Source organism: Duganella sp. 3397, assembly GCF_031456625.1.
Lineage (GTDB): Bacteria > Pseudomonadota > Gammaproteobacteria > Burkholderiales > Burkholderiaceae_D > Rugamonas > Rugamonas phyllosphaerae.
Map to the genome: position 1 here is coordinate 43,583 of NZ_JAVDVB010000003.1, position 16,207 is coordinate 59,789.

The following is a 16,207-nucleotide window of genomic DNA, read 5'->3' on the forward strand; positions in this document are numbered from 1 at the left end:
TTATACTCACAGGAAATAATCAATCTCACTGGGGAATCGATGAGCTCGAACGACACCGCACGCCGCCTTGGCGCCGTGATACAAGAACACGAACAACAGATCCTCGAGGCATGGATCGGCCATCTGAACAGTCTTTCCTTCCGCAAGGACGCTGCCGTGGCCGAACAGTTGCGCCGCCATTGCACCCAGTTGCTGGGCCTGCTGCCGGAAGCCACCGTAAACGGCGGCACCGACAATATCGAAGGCCGCGCCTGGGACGAAGTGCGCAACCTGCTGGCCGAGATCTCCAGCCAGCGCGCCAAGCAAGGCTCCACCCCGAGCGAAACCGCCACCTTCGTGTTCTCGCTGAAGCAGTCGCTGTTTACCGCGCTGCGCGAAGCGCTGGGCGCCGAACCGGCCGTGCTGGCCGACGCGCTGTGGGGTTCCACCACCCTGCTCGATCAGCTGGGCCTGTACACCGTGGAAGTATTCCAGAAGAGCCGCGACCAGATCATCGTGCGCCAGCAGCAGGAGCTGCTGGAGCTGTCCACGCCGGTCGTCAAGCTGTGGCAGGATGTGCTGGCCCTGCCACTGATCGGCACGCTCGACAGCGCCCGCACCCAGGTGGTGATGGAAAGCCTGCTGGAAAAAATCGTCGAAACCGGCGCCGCCATCGCCATCATCGACATCACCGGCGTACCGACCGTGGACACCCTGGTGGCGCAGCACTTGCTAAAAACCATTGCCGCCGCGCGCCTGATGGGCGCCGACTGCATCATTTCCGGCATCCGTCCGCAGATCGCCCAGACCATCGTCCACCTTGGCGTGAACCTGGAAGACGTGATGACCAAGGCCACCCTGGCCGACGCCTTCGAAGTGGCGCTGGCCCGCGTGGGCGCGCGCGTGACCCGTATCGCCGCCTGAGGCCAGCATGGAACGCATCCCCATCCTGCGCATCGGCGACCTGCTGCTGGTATCGATCCAGGTCGATATGCACGACCGCCTGGCCATGACCCTGCAGGACGACCTGACCGAGCGCATCGTCAGCGACCGCGCCAAGGGCGTGCTGATCGACATTTCGTCGCTGGACCTGGTCGATTCCTTCATCGGCCGCATGATCAGCAATACCGCTGCCATGGCGCGCGTGCTCGACGCCCAGACGGTGTTGGTCGGCATGCAGCCGGCGGTGGCCATCACGCTGGTCGAACTGGGCCTGACCCTGCCCGGCGTGAAAACCGCGCTCAACGTTGAAAAGGGCATGGTCATGCTCGGCAAACGATGAACGCGCCTGGCGCCGATGATGCGGTGCGCTTCGCTTCGCCCCTGCTGACCGAGCCCGGTGCCCGCGTGTCCAGCACCATTACCTTGCCGGTGCGTACCGACGAGCACGTGGTGGGTGTGCGCAAGCTGGTGCGCGAGCAGGCGCTCGATCTCAAGCTGAGCCTGGTGGACCAGACCAAGCTGGTCACAGCCGCCAGCGAGCTGGCGCGCAACACCATCAAGTATGGCGGCGGCGGCATGGTGCAGGCACAAAGGCTCGACAGCGGCTTGCGCCAGGGGTTGCGGCTGGTGTTTGCCGACGACGGACCCGGCATTGCGGATATCCCCCAGGCGCTGCGCGATGGTTTTACCAGCGGCGGCGGCATGGGACTGGGACTGGGCGGGGCCAAGCGCCTCGTCGACGAGTTCGACATAGATTCCCGCAGCGGAGAAGGTACGGCAGTAGCCATTGTTAAATGGAAAAAATAAATCAATCGGTCGAGAGTTCCACCTGGATCACCATTACCCACGCCAGCGACATCGCTGCCGCCCGCCGCGCCGGCCAGCGCCTGGCCGACACGGGCCGCTTTGACGATGTACGGGCCGGCCAGCTGGCCTTGCTCATTACCGAGGCGGCTACCAACATTCTGAAACACGCCGGCGACGGCGTTATCGTGCTCTCCGCCGTGCATGCCGGCGAGATGGACGGCATCGACGTGCTGGCCTACGACGCCGGTCCCGGCATCGGCAACATGGCGCAGGCGCTACGCGACGGCAATTCCAGCGCCGGCACCTCCGGCACCGGCCTGGGCGCCCTGCACCGCCTGTCCGACCAGTTCGACGTCTATGCGCCGCGCGACAAGGGCGCGGTGTTCTTCATGCGCCTGTGGCGCACGCCGTCCCCCGAGCTGCACCTGGCCAGCGGCGGCATCTCGCTGCCGCTGGCCGGCGAAACCGCCAACGGCGACGCCTGGGCCGTGGTCAACCTGCGCCAGCACACGGCCCTGCTGATGGTCGATGGCCTGGGCCACGGCCCCGAAGCGGCCAAGGCCGCCGCTGCCGCGATTGCCACGCTCGCGCTGCAACCGGGCCTGCGCCCGGCCGAACAGGTCCAGGTCTGCCACGAGGCGCTGCGCAATACGCGGGGCGCGGCGCTGGCGCTGGGCCTGCTCGACCCGGCCGCCGGCCAGTTGCACTTCACCGGCATCGGCAATATCAGCGCCTGCGTGATCGACGCTGCCGGACGGCGCCAGCTGGCGTCGTACAACGGCATCGTCGGCCACAATATGCGCAAGGTGCAGGAGTTCACGGTGAACTGCGCGCCTGGCGCGCTGGTGATCCTGGCCACCGACGGCATCGGCACCCAGTGGGACCTGGACCAGTACCCTGGGCTGGCCGGCTGCGACCCGTCGGTGGTGGCGGCCGTGCTGCTGCGCGACTATGCCCGTCCGCGCGACGACGCCAGCGTGCTGGTCTACCGCGTGCCGGAGCCTGCATAATGCCGCAAGTGCGCATCCTGCAAGTGGGCATCGACAGCGAACCGGACGTGGTCGCGGTACGCCAGCGCGCGCGCCAGATCTCGTCCCTGCTCGGCTTTGGCGCACAAGACCAGGTGCGCATTGCCACGGCGGTCTCCGAAGTGGCGCGCTGCGCCTATGCGCGGCTGGCCCGTGGCCGGGCCGTGTTCGCACTCGAATCGACGGGCGCCCAGCAGCAACTGGTGGTGACCATCCGCGCCGATGGCGACCCGGTGCGCGCACTGGAAGCGATCTCCGGCGTCGAGGGCGAATCGCCGCAATCGCAACTCAATAACGCGGTGGCCACCGCGCACCGCCTGATGGACGAGTGCAGCGTGCAAGGCGCGCCCGAACACGGCTTGCACGTGGTCATGCTCAAGGCGCTGAGCCAGCGCCAGCACATCGACCGCGACCGCCTGCTGCAACTGGGCAGCGAGCTGGCCGCCAGCCCGGTGCAAAACACGGTAGCGGAAATGCAACAGCAAAACCGCGAACTGGCGACTGCGCTGGCCGAACTGCGCGACCGCCAGGAAGACCTGATCTCGCTCACCCACGAACTGGAAGACACCAATCGCGGCGTGGTCGCGCTGTACGCCGAGGTGGAAGAAAAAGCCGAGCGCCTGCGCAAGGCCGACGAAATGAAATCGCGCTTCCTGTCCAACACCAGCCACGAGCTGCGCACGCCGCTCAGTTCGATCCGGGCGTTGTCGAAACTGCTGCTCGACCGCATGGACGGCGAGCTGACGGTGGAGCAGGAACGGCAAGTGCAGTTCATCGCGACGGCCGCCAGCGACCTGTCGGAACTGGTGAATGATTTGCTCGACCTGGCCAAGATCGAGGCTGGCAAGGTGGAACTGACAGTGGCGCCGATCGACGTCGCCAACCTGTTTTCCGCCCTGAAGGGCATGTTGCGCCCGCTGGCCCACCACGAGCACGTGGAACTGGTGTTCGTGATGCCGCCGCCCGGCCCGCTGCTGCTGTCGGACGAAGGCATGGTGGCGCAGATCCTGCGCAACTTCATCTCGAATGCGCTCAAGTTCACCGAACAGGGCCAGATTTGCGTCGAGCTGCGCGACAGCGGCAGCCCCGAGCATGTTACCTTTGCAGTCAGCGACACCGGCATCGGCATCAGCCCCGACAACCTGCTGCTGATCTTCGAGGAGTTTTCCCAGATCGAACATCCGCTGCAGCGCCAGGTCAAGGGCACCGGGCTCGGTTTGCCATTGTGCCGCAAGCTGGCCACGCTGCTGGGCGGGTCGGTCGAGGTGGAAAGCGCCAGCGGCAAGGGTTCGACTTTCTTCCTGCACCTGCCCCGCTCTGCGCCTGCAACTGCGCCGGTCGCCTAGCATGTCCACTCCTGTGAAAGACCGCTCCGTGAGCAATATGAGCAATAGTGACATCCTGATCCTCAACGTCGACGACAACGACGGCGCCCGCTACGTCAAGACCCGCATCCTGCAAGGCGCCGGCTTCACGGTGGCGGAAGCGGCCAACGGCACCGATGCGCTGACCATGGCGCGCCGCCTGCTGCCGGCCCTGGTGCTGCTCGACGTCAAGCTGCCCGACATCAACGGCATCGAAGTCTGCCGCCTGATCAAGTCCGACCCGGCCACCTGCACCATCCTGGTCCTGCAAACCTCGGCCGCACTGACCGGCCGCGACGACAAGATTCGCGGCCTGGAAGGCGGCGCCGACAACTACCTGGCTGCCCCCATCGAAGCGGACGAACTGGTCGCCAACGTCAACGCCCTGCTGCGCCTGCAACGCGTGCAAGCCGACCTGCGCAACAGCGAAGAACGCTTCCGCCAGCTCACCGACAATATCGAAGACGTGTTCTGGATGTTCAGCCTGGACGGCAGCGAATTGCTGTATGTGAGCAATGCCTATGCCACCATGTGGCAGCGTCCCGCGCAATTGCTCGAACGCGCACCCGGCGACTGGCTCGACGCCATCCACGCCGACGACCGCGCAGCGGTGGCCGCGCGCTGGCAACTGGCCGGCGCCGGCGAACCGTTCGACGAAGAATACCGCCTGACGATTCCGGAGGTCGGCAGTGGCGCCGGCGTGCGCTGGGTGCGCGACCGCGCCTTCCTGGTGCGCGACGCCGCCGATGTACCGTACCGCCTGGCCCGCATCACCAGCGACATCACCCAGCGCCGCGACATGGAAGACCGCCTGCACGCGGCCGACGACAACAAGAATGATTTTCTCGCCACGCTGGCGCACGAGCTGCGTAATCCGCTGAGCCCGATCCGCAACGCGGTGGCGCTGATGGGCGAGGTGGCGCCGGCCGACGTGGCGCTGCACCAGAAGGCCCGCCAGATTATCGTGCGCCAGGTGGCGCACCTGTCGCGCCTGGTGGACGACCTGCTGGACGTGGCGCGCATTTCGCAAGGCAAGCTGACCTTGCAGCTGCAGCGCACCGAGCTGCACGCGATCGTGGACTCGGCGCTGGAAACCGCGCAGCCGATGCTCGAATCGCGCGAGCACACGCTGCACGTGGATGTACCGTCCACGCCGCTGTTCATCAACGGCGACCCGGTGCGGCTGGCGCAGGCGATCGGCAACCTGCTGCACAACGCCGCCAAATTTACCAACCGCGGCGGCGAAGTACGGTTGCAGATCACGCGCCTGCCCGACAGCCGCGTGTCGATCGGCGTGCACGACAACGGCATCGGCATCACCTCGTACAACCTGCCGCGCATCTTCAATATGTTTGCGCAAGGCGCGGCTGCCCACGACCGCATCCACGACGGCCTGGGCATCGGCCTGTCGCTGGTGTCCACGCTGGCGCATATGCACGGCGGCAGCGTGCATGCCAGCAGTCCCGGCATCGATCGCGGCAGCAGCTTCGAGCTGATCTTGCCGCTGCTGGACGACGAGGCAGCGCTGACCGACGCGCCAGCGCCAGCGCCTGCTGCAGGCGCCGCAGTGGTACGCAAGCCTGGCATGCGCCGCCTGCTGCTGGTGGACGACAATGTCGATTCATCCGAGGTGATGGGCGAACTGCTGGGCGTACTCGGTCACGAAGTGATGCTGGCGCACGACGCCGAACGGGCGCTGGCCGTGGCCCGCGACTACCTGCCCGACACCATCATCCTCGACATCGGCATGCCCAAGGTGGACGGCTACGCGCTGGCGCGCATGTTGCGCGACGACCCACTGTTCGCCAGCACCCGGCTGATCGCCCACACCGGCTATGGCTCCGACCAGGACCGCCAGAAAACCCGCGATGCCGGCTTCGACTTCCACCTGGTCAAACCAGCCAATTTCGACGAGCTCGAGCGCAGTCTGCGGCCGTCACAGGTTCAAGAACATGAGAAAAAGTGATTTACTGACCCGCTTCTGCGTGTACCGTGGCCTGGCCACCAGCGAACGCGAGGCCCACACCGATTTGCTGTTGCTGTTCAGCGAGGAATACCCGATTGCCAGCTTCGAGAAATGGGACACTGCGCTCGACCAGGAATGGGCCGAACGCTTCTACCTGCGCTACCGCGACGATCCCGATTGCGATCTGAAGTGGCTGATGACGGGACTGGGGCAGGTGAACTAGTCTGAAGTGGCTGGCGCCACCGGCAAATGCAGCGTAAACCGCACGTGTGGCGCCTGGTACGTGTAGTCGATGGTGCCGCCGTGTTCTAGCATGATCTGGCGCGCAATGTACAGGCCCAGGCCCATGCCGCCCTTGTTGCGCGCGTTGTTGGCCGACAGCCGCTTGAACGGGTTGTACAGCGTGCGCGCGGTCTCCTCGGCAATTTCATCGCCAACATTGAGCACGTCCAGCGTTACGCCAGCCTCGTTCTGCACCAGGCGCACGTCGATCGGCTCGCCGATCTTGCCGTGGTGGTAGGCGTTGCTGATCAGGTTGCTTACCGCCTGGGCCAAGCGGTCGGCGTCCATCGTCGCCAGCACCTGCGGCGGGCTCTCGATGTTGAGCACGATATTCGGCTTGGCGCTGCGGAATTCGTCGGCCAGGTCGGCCAGGATGGGCGCCAGGTCGGCCGCCGCCACCGCGCCGCCCAGGCGCATGCCGCCATTGATCATGCTCATGTCGAGCACCTGCGATATCAGCCGTTCCATGCGCCCGCTCGAAGCCTTGATGCGTCGCCCGGCAGTTTCCTTGGAGCCGCCCAGTTCCAGCACCGTGGCTGCCATGCTGATCGATTGCAGCGGGTTGCGCAGGTCGTGGCCGAGGATGGCGAACAGCTGGGCGCGGGCGCGGTCGTTCTGCTCGTGGCGGGTGATGGACGCGCGGTGCATCTCGGCCAACAGCTGGCGCGCGATCAGCAGGCGCGTGGGTTCCCACGGTTCGGCCTGGTCAACCACGGTTTCGCGCCACTCGGCAAACGAGCCGCGCGGCGTCAGGCGCGGGCCCAGCGGACCGTGGGCGATTTCCTTGTCGGGCTTGCCGCCCCAGCGCACCAGTTCCACCTGCTCTTCGCGCAGCGCCAGCAGCCAGCCGTTGGCCGCGGCGTCGTAGCGCAGGCCCAGCAGGCCCACCCACTTGCCGCAGCCCTGCTGCAGCGCTGCCGGCCAGTCGCGCCGCGCCGACCGCTCCACCACGTCGGTGTCTTCGGACTGCATCGACGCCACCGCCGCCGCCGCCACGTCGGCCGGTACCGGGCCGTGCACGACCACGCGGCCGCCATGCATGACCACCAGCGCGCCGGCCCCCAGCGAATTGCAAATCTCGGCGGCACAGGCGGTCAGGCCGGCGGCCACGTCATCGACATGCAGCAGCGATTGCATGACCCGCGTGCGCACTTCTGCCGCGCGTTCGGTGAGGGCGGCGCGCTCGCGCGTTTCCAGCGACTGTACCGACGCCGCCAGCACCTGCGCCATCACGTCGCACGCCATGCGAATGGCGTACGGCACCCGGCGCGGCGCCATGTGGTGGCAGGCGATCATGCCCCACAGCTTGCCGCTGATGACGATGGAAATGCTCATCGACGCCTGCACGCCCATGTTGCGCAAGTATTCGACATGGATCGGCGAGACGCTGCGCAGCACGCAATAACTCATGTCGAGCGGCGCGGCGCCGGCGCGGCCGGCCATGGGCACCGGTGTGTAGTCCATGTCGCCGATCATGCGCAGGGTGTTGATCACGTACAGGCGACGGGCCTGGGCCGGGATGTCGCTGGCCGGGTAGCGCCGGCCCAGGTAGGGATCGAGGGTATCGAGGCGCGCTTCGGCCACCACTTCGCCGCTGTCATCCTGGCGGAAGCGATAGGCCATCACGCGGTCGAAGCCGGTGATCTGGCGGACTTGATCGACCGCCGAGGCGAGCAGTGCCGCCACCGATTTTTGCCGCTTGAGCCGCTCGATGGCAGTGTGCGCCTTGAGCGCAAAGGTGGCCACGCTGGCGGCTTCGCGCTCGCGGCATTCGTATTCGACAATCACCAGGCCTTCGTGGCCATGCACGATGCAATCGAAGTCCTGCGCGCCGATCATGGTTTCCAGCATCGAGGCCGGGGCTTCGCCGTCTTCCAGCTCCTGCAGGCAGGCGCGGATTTTTTCCACCACGGCGTCGACGAGGCCGAGCTCGTCCACCGCAGCGAGCAGCACCGGCGGCGCAGGCCACTGCAACAGCGCGGGCGCATTCACGCTCCACGACACCAGTTGCGCCGCGCTGCCAAATACCAGGATCGCGCCGTGCGGCTGGATGCTGCCGGGGATGTGGATCGGCTCGTCGGCGCAGTTGTCCAGGGTCACGGGTGCATCGGCGTTGCGGGCGAAGAAATCGGGTGGGGTCATCGCAGGATTATAGCCCCCGACAGGCGCCCTGCGAGTGCCATCGCCGCAACAGAACCGGCAGGGAAAGCGATTGCATGAAAATTTTTCACGCCTCAGTGAAAATCTTTCGAATGACTCAATGTTGCCGCTATCGTAAACTGCGCCTCCCTCATCGCCACAATCACACATGAACCACCTGACACTTACCGCGCTGGCCGCCGCCAGCCTCACCTTGTGCGCCACTGCCCGCGCTCATCATCCGACCCTTGCCACTGTGGAAGTGGTCGAAAGCCGCCTTGCGCCCAACAGCGGCCTTGGCCTGGATGAGCAAAATGGCACCGGCTCGCGCCTCGGCTTGACCGCGCGCGAGACCCCGGCCAGCGTCAGCAGCATGAGCGCCGCGGACATGGCCGAGCGCGTGCTGACGCGCGCGCAAGACGCCGCCGTGCGCATGCCGGGCGTGAGCGAAGCGCCGTCGCCCGGCAACGGCGGCACCAGCCTGTCGGCGCGCGGCTTCGCCGGCCACAATTCGGTGGCGCAGATGGTCGATGGCACCCGGCTGGTGGCAGCGGTAGGCACCATCACCTACCCGTTCTCGACCTGGCCACTGGCATCGGTGCAGGTGCTGCGCGGCCCGGCCTCGGTGCTGTACGGTGACGGCGCCATTGGCGCGGCGGTCAACTACGTGACCAAACAGCCCCGTTTCGACCGGTTCGAAGGTGAGGCATACGCCAGCGCCGGCTCGTGGAACACGGTGCGCGGCGGTGTGGGTGTGCGCGGCCCGGTCAACGACATGGTGGCGTATTCGCTGTACGCCGACGCCCAGAAAAGCCATGGCTACCGTTCGGATTCCGGTTACCAGCGCCAGAACCTCTCCGGCGCAGTCAGCATACGTCCCAACCACAACCTGGCAGTGACCGTGCTGGTCGATGCCGGTCACAACAACGACGCCCGCTACTTCGGCACGCCGCTGCGCAACGGCAAGCTGGACGACAGCCTGAAACGCCTGAGTTTCAATGTCAACGACGCCCTGGTCGAATACAACGACCGCGTGTGGCGCGTAAAAGTGGCCTACCAGGCAGCGCCGGGCGTGCAAGTGCGCAACGAGAGCTACTACCTGACCAGCAAGCGCCACTGGCGCAACACCGAGAGCTATACGCTCAACCCGGCCGGCACCGCGCTTGATCGCGACAGCTACCTGGAAATCCTGCAGGACCAGCAGCAGGTCGGCAACCGCCTCGACGTCACGCTCGATGGCACGCTTGCCGGCCTGAAGAACCGCTTCGTCGCGGGAGTGGAGTGGTATCGCACCCGGCTGTTCCTGACCAATAATTCGCCGTACACCGGCAGCTCGGTGATCAATCCCTACAATTTTGTGCCCGGCAGTTTTGCCGGCGCCAACCCGAGCCAGACCCTGGCGCTGCGCCGCGCCGAGCTGGCATCGACCGCGGTCTTCGCCGAGAATGTGCTCGACCTGGCGCCGCACTGGAAACTGGTGGCCGGCCTTCGCCGCGACCGCATGGCGCTGGACAACCACGAACTGCGCAGCGGCGTGCGCGCGGCCAGGGACTACACGCCGGTGACCGGCCGCGCCGGCCTGGTGTGGAACGTCGAGCCCGCCGTCAGCCTGTACGCCCAGTACGGCACCGCCACCGACCCGCTGAGCGGCGCGCTGGCCCTGCCCAACGGCAGCCCCAGCTTCGATCTCACCAGGGGCAAACAACTCGAGGTCGGCGCCAAGGGCGGCATCAACGCCATCCGGGGCGAGTGGAGCGCGGCCCTCTACAAGATCGAAAAAAACAAGCTGCTCTCGCGTGACCCCGACAACCCGACCGTGGCGCTGCAGATCGGCCAGCAGTCATCGACCGGCATCGAACTGGCGCTTGCCGCCGAGCCAATACGCGGCTGGACAATCGACGCCAACCTGGCCGCGCTACGCGCCCGCTACGACGACTTCAACGAAATGGTGGCAGGCGTGCCGGTCTCGCGCAGCGGCAACACCCCCACCGGCGTACCGGAGCGCACCGCCAATATCTGGACCGGTTACCGCTTCGTGCGCGGCTGGCAGGCCGCCCTCGGCGCGCGTTACGTCGGCGCGCGCCAGGCAAATGCCGCCAACACCGCCAACCTGCCAGGCTACACCGCGCTCGACGCCACGCTGGCGTGGGCGGCGTCGCCAAATCTGGGCGTGACCTTGTCGGTCAAGAACCTGGCCGACCGCGATTACGCCCTGTCGGGCAGCGCCGGCGTACGCTGGCTGCTGGCCGACCCGCGCTCGGTGCAGCTGACGGCGCGTACCACGTTCTGATCATGAAACAGGCGCTGCAGTGCGTGCACCAGTGGCTGGGGTTGGCGCCGCCGGGAGTCGCGTTGAACGGCACCGCGTGTGTGGTGGCGTGGCGCGTGTTCGTGCCGTGCAAGAGGCGCCAGCAAGGCAGCATTTCTGCAGCCTGCAGTCTGCAACGTGTGCCGCTTGACGTTTCGCGCAGAGGCTTCCAGAATCAGCGGAGAGTATTCACAGCCTGGGGCGCAAAATGGAAGAACGCGTTGCAAAACTCGAAGCGGAGATGGCGGCGATCAAGCTCGACCTTGGCATCCTCAAGGCCACGGTGGCCACCAAGGCCGACCTGGTCGAGGCCATCGCCGGCACCAGGACGTCCATCGCAGACGCAAAAAGCACGATCATCATGTGGACTGTGGGCGCGATTTTCCTGGCGCAGATACTGCCGGGCTTGCTCAGCAAGCTGGGCCTGCAATAGCGCTTATTTGTCGCTGGCCCTTAGTTTGCCTTCAACCACGCGATATACGCCGTCACCCCCGCGCTCACATCGTAAAACGGCTTGTCGTAACCAATCGCGCGCAGCTTGGCGATGTTGGCCTGGGTGAAGCTCTGGTATTTGCCCTTGAGCTTGTCCGGGAAAGCCACGTACTCCAGCAATTTCTGCTCGACGATAGCGTCCAGCGTCAAGGCGCCGCCTTCAGGCTTCAGGTTGTTGACCACCGCCACCGCGATATCGTTGAACGGCTGCGCACGGCCGGTGCCGAGGTTGAAGATGCCGCTCTTGTCCGGGTGATCGAGGAAGAACAGGTTGACACTGACCACGTCGTCGATATACACGAAGTCGCGGGTCTGGGTGCCGGCCGCGTAGCCGTCGTACTCGCCGAACAGCTTGACTTGTCCATCGGCCAGGAACTGGCGGTACTGGTGCAGCGGTACCGAGGCCATATTCCCCTTGTGGAATTCGCGCGGCCCATACACGTTGAAGTAGCGCAGTCCCACCACTTGCGCGCCGCGCTCGCCATGCTCCTTCCAGTAGTTGCGCACGTACTGGTCAAACAGGAACTTCGAATAGCCGTACACGTTCAACGGCCGCTCGCCCGAGCGCTCTTCGGTAAAACCTTCCTCGGCGCCATACACGGCCGCCGACGACGCGTAAATGAACGGGATCTTTTCCTTCTGGCAGAAGTGGAACAACGAGACGCTGTAACGGAAGTTATTGCGCATCATGTACTCGCCGTCCATTTCCATGGTGTCCGAGCAGGCGCCTTCGTGGAACACGGCCGAGAACTTGCCGGCAAATTCGCCGCGCTCGAGGCGCTCGATGAATTCTTCCTTGCCCATGTAGTCGACCACCTCGGCATCGACCACGTTGAGAAATTTTTCCGGGCGCTTCAAGTTATCGACCACAAAAATCGCCTCGCTGCCGCGCCGGCTCAGCGCATGAACGATGTTACTACCAATAAAACCCGCACCGCCGGTTACCAAAATCATGATGTGTCCTGTTCTGAAATTAAAGGGCTGCCGGCCGGGCCGGCAGCATGGCGCGCAGCGGCGTCCACACCAGGTCCACCGTGAGCTTTTGCATGCAAGCCTGGTGGCCGAGCGGACACACGCGCTGCTGGCAGGGGGCGCACTCGAGGTGCAGCCACAGTATCTTGGCCAGCGCCGACAACGGCGGCGTATGCCGTGGATCGGTCGGACCGTACAACGCCACCACCGGGCGCTTGAGCGCGGCGGCAATGTGCATCAGGCCCGAATCGTTGGTCACCAGCGCCGCCGCGCTGCCGATAATGGCCAGCGCGTCGGCCAGCGAGGTCACGCCCGCCAGGCTGCGCACGCCGGGGGCGGCGGCAACGATCTCGTCGCATACCTCGGCATCCTTGGCCGAGCCCATCAGCACAATCGTGATATCGGGCCGCGCTTGCTGCAACAGGCGCGCCAGGCCGGCGAAATAGCCGCTGGGCCAGCGCTTGGCCGGGCCGAACTCGGCGCCCGGCGCGAACGCCACGATGGTGGCGCCGGGCGCAATACCCACCCGGCCCAGCGCAGCGGCCTTGTCGGCGTCGCTGATGGTCAGCTCGGGATAGGGCACGTTCTGCGGCGGCGTGGTCGAGACCGGACCGGCCAGCGCCGCGTAAAACGGCAGCATCGGCCGCTTGCTTTTGCGGTCGTCGTGGTGCATCACGTTGATCAGGCCGTAGCGCATCTCGCCCTTGTAGCCGACCCGCTTCGGAATCTTCGCCAGCCACGGTATCAGCGCGAATTTCAGGGTATTGGGCAGGATGTAGGCTTCGTCGTAGCCGCGTTCGCGCAGCACCCGCGCGTAGGCGCGGCGTTCGGCCCATTGCAGCTTGCCGTGCTTGAACGGCGTTTCCAGCACCTCGCTTACCTCGGCGGCGGCGCGCCACACGGGCGCCACCCAGGCCGGGGCCAGCACGTCGATGCGGCGCTGCGGATTGGCGTCCTTCAAGGCGCGCAACAACGGCTGCGCCATGACGGCGTCGCCGATCCAGTTGGGCGAGATCACCAGCGTGCGCACGGCACGCGTATCGATTGATTTTTCCATAAGTTCCAGAGAGACCGACCAGCGGCGGCCACGCCCTGGCAGCCTGTCGGACTTGGGATCGTCAGCTGCAAAAATACCTGGATCGGTCCATATTTCGCCGCTTTCTCGGCCCATAGCCCGCTATGGGCACTGCGAAATCGACAAAATCTGTCCTCCACCAGCTATTTTTTCGCTCTGACTCCCCAAGCCCGACAGGCTGCTAGGCGCTGCCGAACCGGCAAACCGGAATTATAGCGCCAAGGCGCCCGCGCGGCGGGCGGGCAGGCAGACGGCGCAGCGCCTCCGCTCTATGGCCTGGCCCGGGCCCCGGTCAGTGCCGGCAGCAACGCCGCCAGCGCCACCAGTGCAAAGCTGCCGTGCAGCAGGTACGTCATCGCGTAGCCGTAATGCGTGACCAGGTAGCCGGCCACCACGTTGCTCGACGCCGCCCCCACGCCCTGCACCACCATGACCGCCGCCAGCGCCATGTTGAAGTGGCCGCTGCCGCGCGTCAGGCGCTCGACCAGGAACGGCGTCAGGATGCCGAGCAGGCCCACACCGAGCCCGTCGAGCAGCTGCACCGGGTAAATCATGGCGAACTCGGAAAAGCTGTACGCCAGCACCCCGCGCAGCGGCAGGCTGAGCACCGCCAGCACGGCCGCTGCGCGTACCCAGTCCAGGCGGATGATGCGCTGCGCCAGCAGCGCCGCCGCCAGCGCCGACAGTTGCGACACCATGGTGATCACGGCCGTGGTCTCGAACGGACGCTGCATCTGCAAGGCGAACTGCTGCGAGATCAGGCGCGCCAGCGGTGCATTGCCGAAGTGAAACAGCAGCAAGGCCACGCTGAGCAGCAGCAGCGGTCGGTTGGCTGCCAGCACCCGCCACGACGGCGCGGGCGGCGTTGCCCCAGCCGGTGATGGCTGGCCGCTGCCGGCCGGCCCCGATTGCGCCGCCGCGCCTGCGTCCGGATTGTCCAACCCGGCCGCAGCGTCGACCTTGGACGGCGCAAGACCGCGTGCGGCAGCGTGGTCGATGCTGGCTGGCGCAATCGCGAGCGTGGCCATGATGGCGGCGATGGTGGTGATCAGCATCAGGCCGGCCACGCCGGGCAAACCGAACCAGGCGCTGGCGCCCCACGTGCCACCGAGCAGGACCACGTTGCCGGCATGGTTCCAGGCTTCGTTCTTGCCCAGCTGGCGGCCGAAGTGCTTCGGCCCCACTACGCCGAGCGTGATGCCGGTGAGCGCCGGCGCGATCAGCACGCCGGCCAGCGCGGCCAGCGCCTGCGTCACGAACACCACGCCCTGTTGCGGCCAGGCGATGCACAGGAAACTCATGGCCGTGATCAGGGCGATCGGGACGACGATCATCATGCGCTTGCTGCGGGTGCGGTCGGCAAACGCGCCGGCCGGCACGCCGGCGGCCAGGCCTATCGCGCCGCCGATGGTGGCCAGCATGCCCAGGTCCATCGGCTGCCAGCCTTTCGTGGTCAAAAAAGCGTCGAGAAACGGACCGAGGCCGTCCCTGGCATCGGCCAGGAAAAAGTTGAGCAGCGCCAGCGCCCACAGCGTGGCGACGGTGGGACCGGCGATGGCTGCCGACGCCGGAGCGCGGCCGGCCGGCACCGCGCTCATGACACCACCTGCAACAGCAACAGCGCAGCCAGCAGACTGGCAGGCATCACCAGCACCCCGAGCTTGAGGAAGCCCCAGGCGCTGAAATGCACGCCCTCGCGGCGCAGCGCGGTCAGCCACAGGATGGTGGCCAGCGAGCCGCTCACCGACAGGTTGGGCCCCAGGTCGATACCGATCAACGCGGCGGCGCGCAGCGCGGGACCGGCTGCCACGTGGTCGAGCGTGGCGGCGCCCAGCAAGCCGGCCGGCAGGTTGTTGAACAGGTTGCAGGCCAGCGCCAGCACCGCGCCGGCGATGCCATTGGCCATAACCGGTTGCGCCGACTGCAAATGCTGCAATTGCGCCGCCAGCGCCGCCACCACGCCGTGCGCCTGGAGCGCCTCGATCAGCACGAACAGGCCGGCCACCATCAGCAACACGTCCCACGACAGCGCCCGGACGGTGGCGACCGGCGATACGCGCGCGGCCATGCTGGCGGCCAGCAACGCCACCAGCCCGGCCGCCAGCGTGATCGGTCCCAGCGGCAGGCGCCAGGCCGACGCCACGCCCAGCAACAGCGCGGTACCGCCGAGCGCGCCCAGCGTCACGCGGCCACCGGTGGCCAGCGTAGGCACGGCGATGTCACGCCCGATCGCGGCAGGCAGGCCGGCGCGCAAGCGGTAATACAGGATCGCGTAAGTGACCACGATGGCGCCGAGCGACGGCAACAGGAACATCGAGAGCCAGTCGGCCAGGCCCGGCATGTGGGCGCCGAACACGACCAGGTTGGCGGGATTGGAGACCGGCAGTACGAAGCTGGCGGCGTTGGCGACGAAGGCGCACAGCAGCAGGTACGGCACCGGCGGCGCATCGACCGCGCGCGCCACCGCGTAGACCGCCGGGGTGAGCACCACGGCGGTGGCGTCATTGGACAGCAGCACCGTTACCACGGTGCCGGCCAGGTATACCAGCAGGAACAGGCGGTGGCCGGAGCCGTCGGCCGCGCGCGCCGCGTGGGCGGCCAGCCAGTCGAACACGCCATGGCGGCGCCCCAGTTCGGCGAGCAGCATCATGCCCGCCAAAAACAGGTAGACGTCGGTGCCGCGCGCCGCGCCGGCCATGACCTGGTGCGAATCGATCAGGCCGAACATCAGCAGGGCGGCAACGGCGGCGACCGCCCACACGGCTTCGGGCAGGCGCCAGGGGCGCACCACGATGCCCAACATGGTGATGGCGGTGATCGTCCACAAGATGATGTTACTCGACATGGCTGGAT

The 16,207-nt window shown here is 66.5% G+C and carries 14 protein-coding genes; 9 read left to right on the forward strand and 5 right to left on the reverse strand.

From position 1 onward, the window contains the following. The first annotated feature begins 39 nt into the window (after positions 1–39). The 7 genes from J2X54_RS08915 to J2X54_RS08945 are packed head-to-tail and all read left to right on the forward strand — an operon-like array spanning position 40 to position 6,309. A complete protein-coding gene (locus J2X54_RS08915; RefSeq protein ID WP_310179904.1) occupies positions 40–903 on the forward strand; it encodes an STAS domain-containing protein in 864 nt (287 codons plus the stop codon). A gap of 7 nt (positions 904–910) precedes the next feature. Next, positions 911–1,261 carry an STAS domain-containing protein gene (locus tag J2X54_RS08920; protein WP_019920657.1) on the forward strand — a complete coding sequence of 117 codons (351 nt, stop codon included), beginning with the start codon at positions 911–913 and terminating at the stop codon, positions 1,259–1,261. After that, positions 1,258–1,728, forward strand: coding sequence for an anti-sigma regulatory factor (locus tag J2X54_RS08925; RefSeq protein ID WP_310179905.1), 471 nt, complete (start codon positions 1,258–1,260; stop codon positions 1,726–1,728). Before J2X54_RS08920 ends, J2X54_RS08925 begins: the two co-directional genes overlap by 4 nt. Next, positions 1,716–2,738 (forward strand): SpoIIE family protein phosphatase, encoded by a 1,023-nt coding sequence (locus J2X54_RS08930; protein WP_310179907.1) that lies wholly within the window; start codon positions 1,716–1,718, stop codon positions 2,736–2,738. Before J2X54_RS08925 ends, J2X54_RS08930 begins: the two co-directional genes overlap by 13 nt. Next, on the forward strand, positions 2,738–4,102 hold the full coding sequence (locus J2X54_RS08935; protein WP_310179908.1) for a sensor histidine kinase: 1,365 nt from the start codon (positions 2,738–2,740) through the stop codon (positions 4,100–4,102). Before J2X54_RS08930 ends, J2X54_RS08935 begins: the two co-directional genes overlap by 1 nt. Positions 4,103–4,139: 37 nt before the next feature. Beyond that, positions 4,140–6,086 (forward strand): response regulator, encoded by a 1,947-nt coding sequence (locus tag J2X54_RS08940; protein ID WP_310179909.1) that lies wholly within the window; start codon positions 4,140–4,142, stop codon positions 6,084–6,086. Continuing rightward, the gene (locus J2X54_RS08945) at positions 6,073–6,309 is read left to right on the forward strand and encodes a hypothetical protein (RefSeq protein WP_141749607.1); all 237 of its coding nucleotides are present in this window, start codon (positions 6,073–6,075) and stop codon (positions 6,307–6,309) included. Before J2X54_RS08940 ends, J2X54_RS08945 begins: the two co-directional genes overlap by 14 nt. Here J2X54_RS08945 and J2X54_RS08950 read toward each other — a convergent pair. Continuing rightward, positions 6,306–8,510: an ATP-binding protein gene (locus J2X54_RS08950; protein WP_310179912.1), complete on the reverse strand. Its 2,205-nt coding sequence runs from the start codon at positions 8,508–8,510 to the stop codon at positions 6,306–6,308. The genes J2X54_RS08945 and J2X54_RS08950 overlap by 4 nt on opposite strands. Positions 8,511–8,676: 166 nt before the next feature. Here J2X54_RS08950 and J2X54_RS08955 point away from each other — a divergent pair, with 166 nt between their 5' ends. Continuing rightward, positions 8,677–10,797, forward strand: coding sequence for a TonB-dependent siderophore receptor (locus J2X54_RS08955; protein ID WP_310179914.1), 2,121 nt, complete (start codon positions 8,677–8,679; stop codon positions 10,795–10,797). Between the two features lie 226 nt (positions 10,798–11,023). Next, positions 11,024–11,248 carry a hypothetical protein gene (locus tag J2X54_RS08960; protein ID WP_310179916.1) on the forward strand — a complete coding sequence of 75 codons (225 nt, stop codon included), beginning with the start codon at positions 11,024–11,026 and terminating at the stop codon, positions 11,246–11,248. Between the two features lie 20 nt (positions 11,249–11,268). Here J2X54_RS08960 and rfaD read toward each other — a convergent pair whose 3' ends face one another. The 4 genes from rfaD to J2X54_RS08980 form a co-directional block, all read right to left on the reverse strand. Then, positions 11,269–12,264: an ADP-glyceromanno-heptose 6-epimerase gene (rfaD, locus tag J2X54_RS08965; protein WP_310181149.1), complete on the reverse strand. Its 996-nt coding sequence runs from the start codon at positions 12,262–12,264 to the stop codon at positions 11,269–11,271. Positions 12,265–12,280: 16 nt separating this feature from the next. After that, on the reverse strand, positions 12,281–13,336 hold the full coding sequence (gene waaF, locus J2X54_RS08970) for a lipopolysaccharide heptosyltransferase II (RefSeq protein ID WP_310179917.1): 1,056 nt from the start codon (positions 13,334–13,336) through the stop codon (positions 12,281–12,283). Positions 13,337–13,623: 287 nt separating this feature from the next. After that, entirely contained in the window at positions 13,624–14,952 is a 1,329-nt protein-coding gene (locus tag J2X54_RS08975; RefSeq protein ID WP_310179918.1) for an MFS transporter, read from the reverse strand. Then, positions 14,949–16,199 carry an SLC13 family permease gene (locus J2X54_RS08980; protein ID WP_310179920.1) on the reverse strand — a complete coding sequence of 417 codons (1,251 nt, stop codon included), beginning with the start codon at positions 16,197–16,199 and terminating at the stop codon, positions 14,949–14,951. Before J2X54_RS08980 ends, J2X54_RS08975 begins: the two co-directional genes overlap by 4 nt. Positions 16,200–16,207 lie beyond the last annotated feature (8 nt).

What these genes read in the sequence shown, in the direction of transcription:
- J2X54_RS08915 (WP_310179904.1), top strand. Translation starts at nt 40, where the DNA reads ATGAGCTCGAACGACACCGCACGCCGCCTTGGCGCCGTGATACAAGAA.
- J2X54_RS08920 (WP_019920657.1), top strand. Translation starts at nt 911, where the DNA reads ATGGAACGCATCCCCATCCTGCGCATCGGCGACCTGCTGCTGGTATCG.
- J2X54_RS08925 (WP_310179905.1), top strand. Translation starts at nt 1,258, where the DNA reads ATGAACGCGCCTGGCGCCGATGATGCGGTGCGCTTCGCTTCGCCCCTG.
- J2X54_RS08930 (WP_310179907.1), top strand. Translation starts at nt 1,716, where the DNA reads ATGGAAAAAATAAATCAATCGGTCGAGAGTTCCACCTGGATCACCATT.
- J2X54_RS08935 (WP_310179908.1), top strand. Translation starts at nt 2,738, where the DNA reads ATGCCGCAAGTGCGCATCCTGCAAGTGGGCATCGACAGCGAACCGGAC.
- J2X54_RS08940 (WP_310179909.1), top strand. Translation starts at nt 4,140, where the DNA reads ATGAGCAATAGTGACATCCTGATCCTCAACGTCGACGACAACGACGGC.
- J2X54_RS08945 (WP_141749607.1), top strand. Translation starts at nt 6,073, where the DNA reads ATGAGAAAAAGTGATTTACTGACCCGCTTCTGCGTGTACCGTGGCCTG.
- J2X54_RS08950 (WP_310179912.1), bottom strand. Translation starts at nt 8,510, where the DNA reads ATGACCCCACCCGATTTCTTCGCCCGCAACGCCGATGCACCCGTGACC.
- J2X54_RS08955 (WP_310179914.1), top strand. Translation starts at nt 8,677, where the DNA reads ATGAACCACCTGACACTTACCGCGCTGGCCGCCGCCAGCCTCACCTTG.
- J2X54_RS08960 (WP_310179916.1), top strand. Translation starts at nt 11,024, where the DNA reads ATGGAAGAACGCGTTGCAAAACTCGAAGCGGAGATGGCGGCGATCAAG.
- waaF (WP_310179917.1), bottom strand. Translation starts at nt 13,336, where the DNA reads ATGGAAAAATCAATCGATACGCGTGCCGTGCGCACGCTGGTGATCTCG.
- J2X54_RS08975 (WP_310179918.1), bottom strand. Translation starts at nt 14,952, where the DNA reads ATGAGCGCGGTGCCGGCCGGCCGCGCTCCGGCGTCGGCAGCCATCGCC.
- J2X54_RS08980 (WP_310179920.1), bottom strand. Translation starts at nt 16,199, where the DNA reads ATGTCGAGTAACATCATCTTGTGGACGATCACCGCCATCACCATGTTG.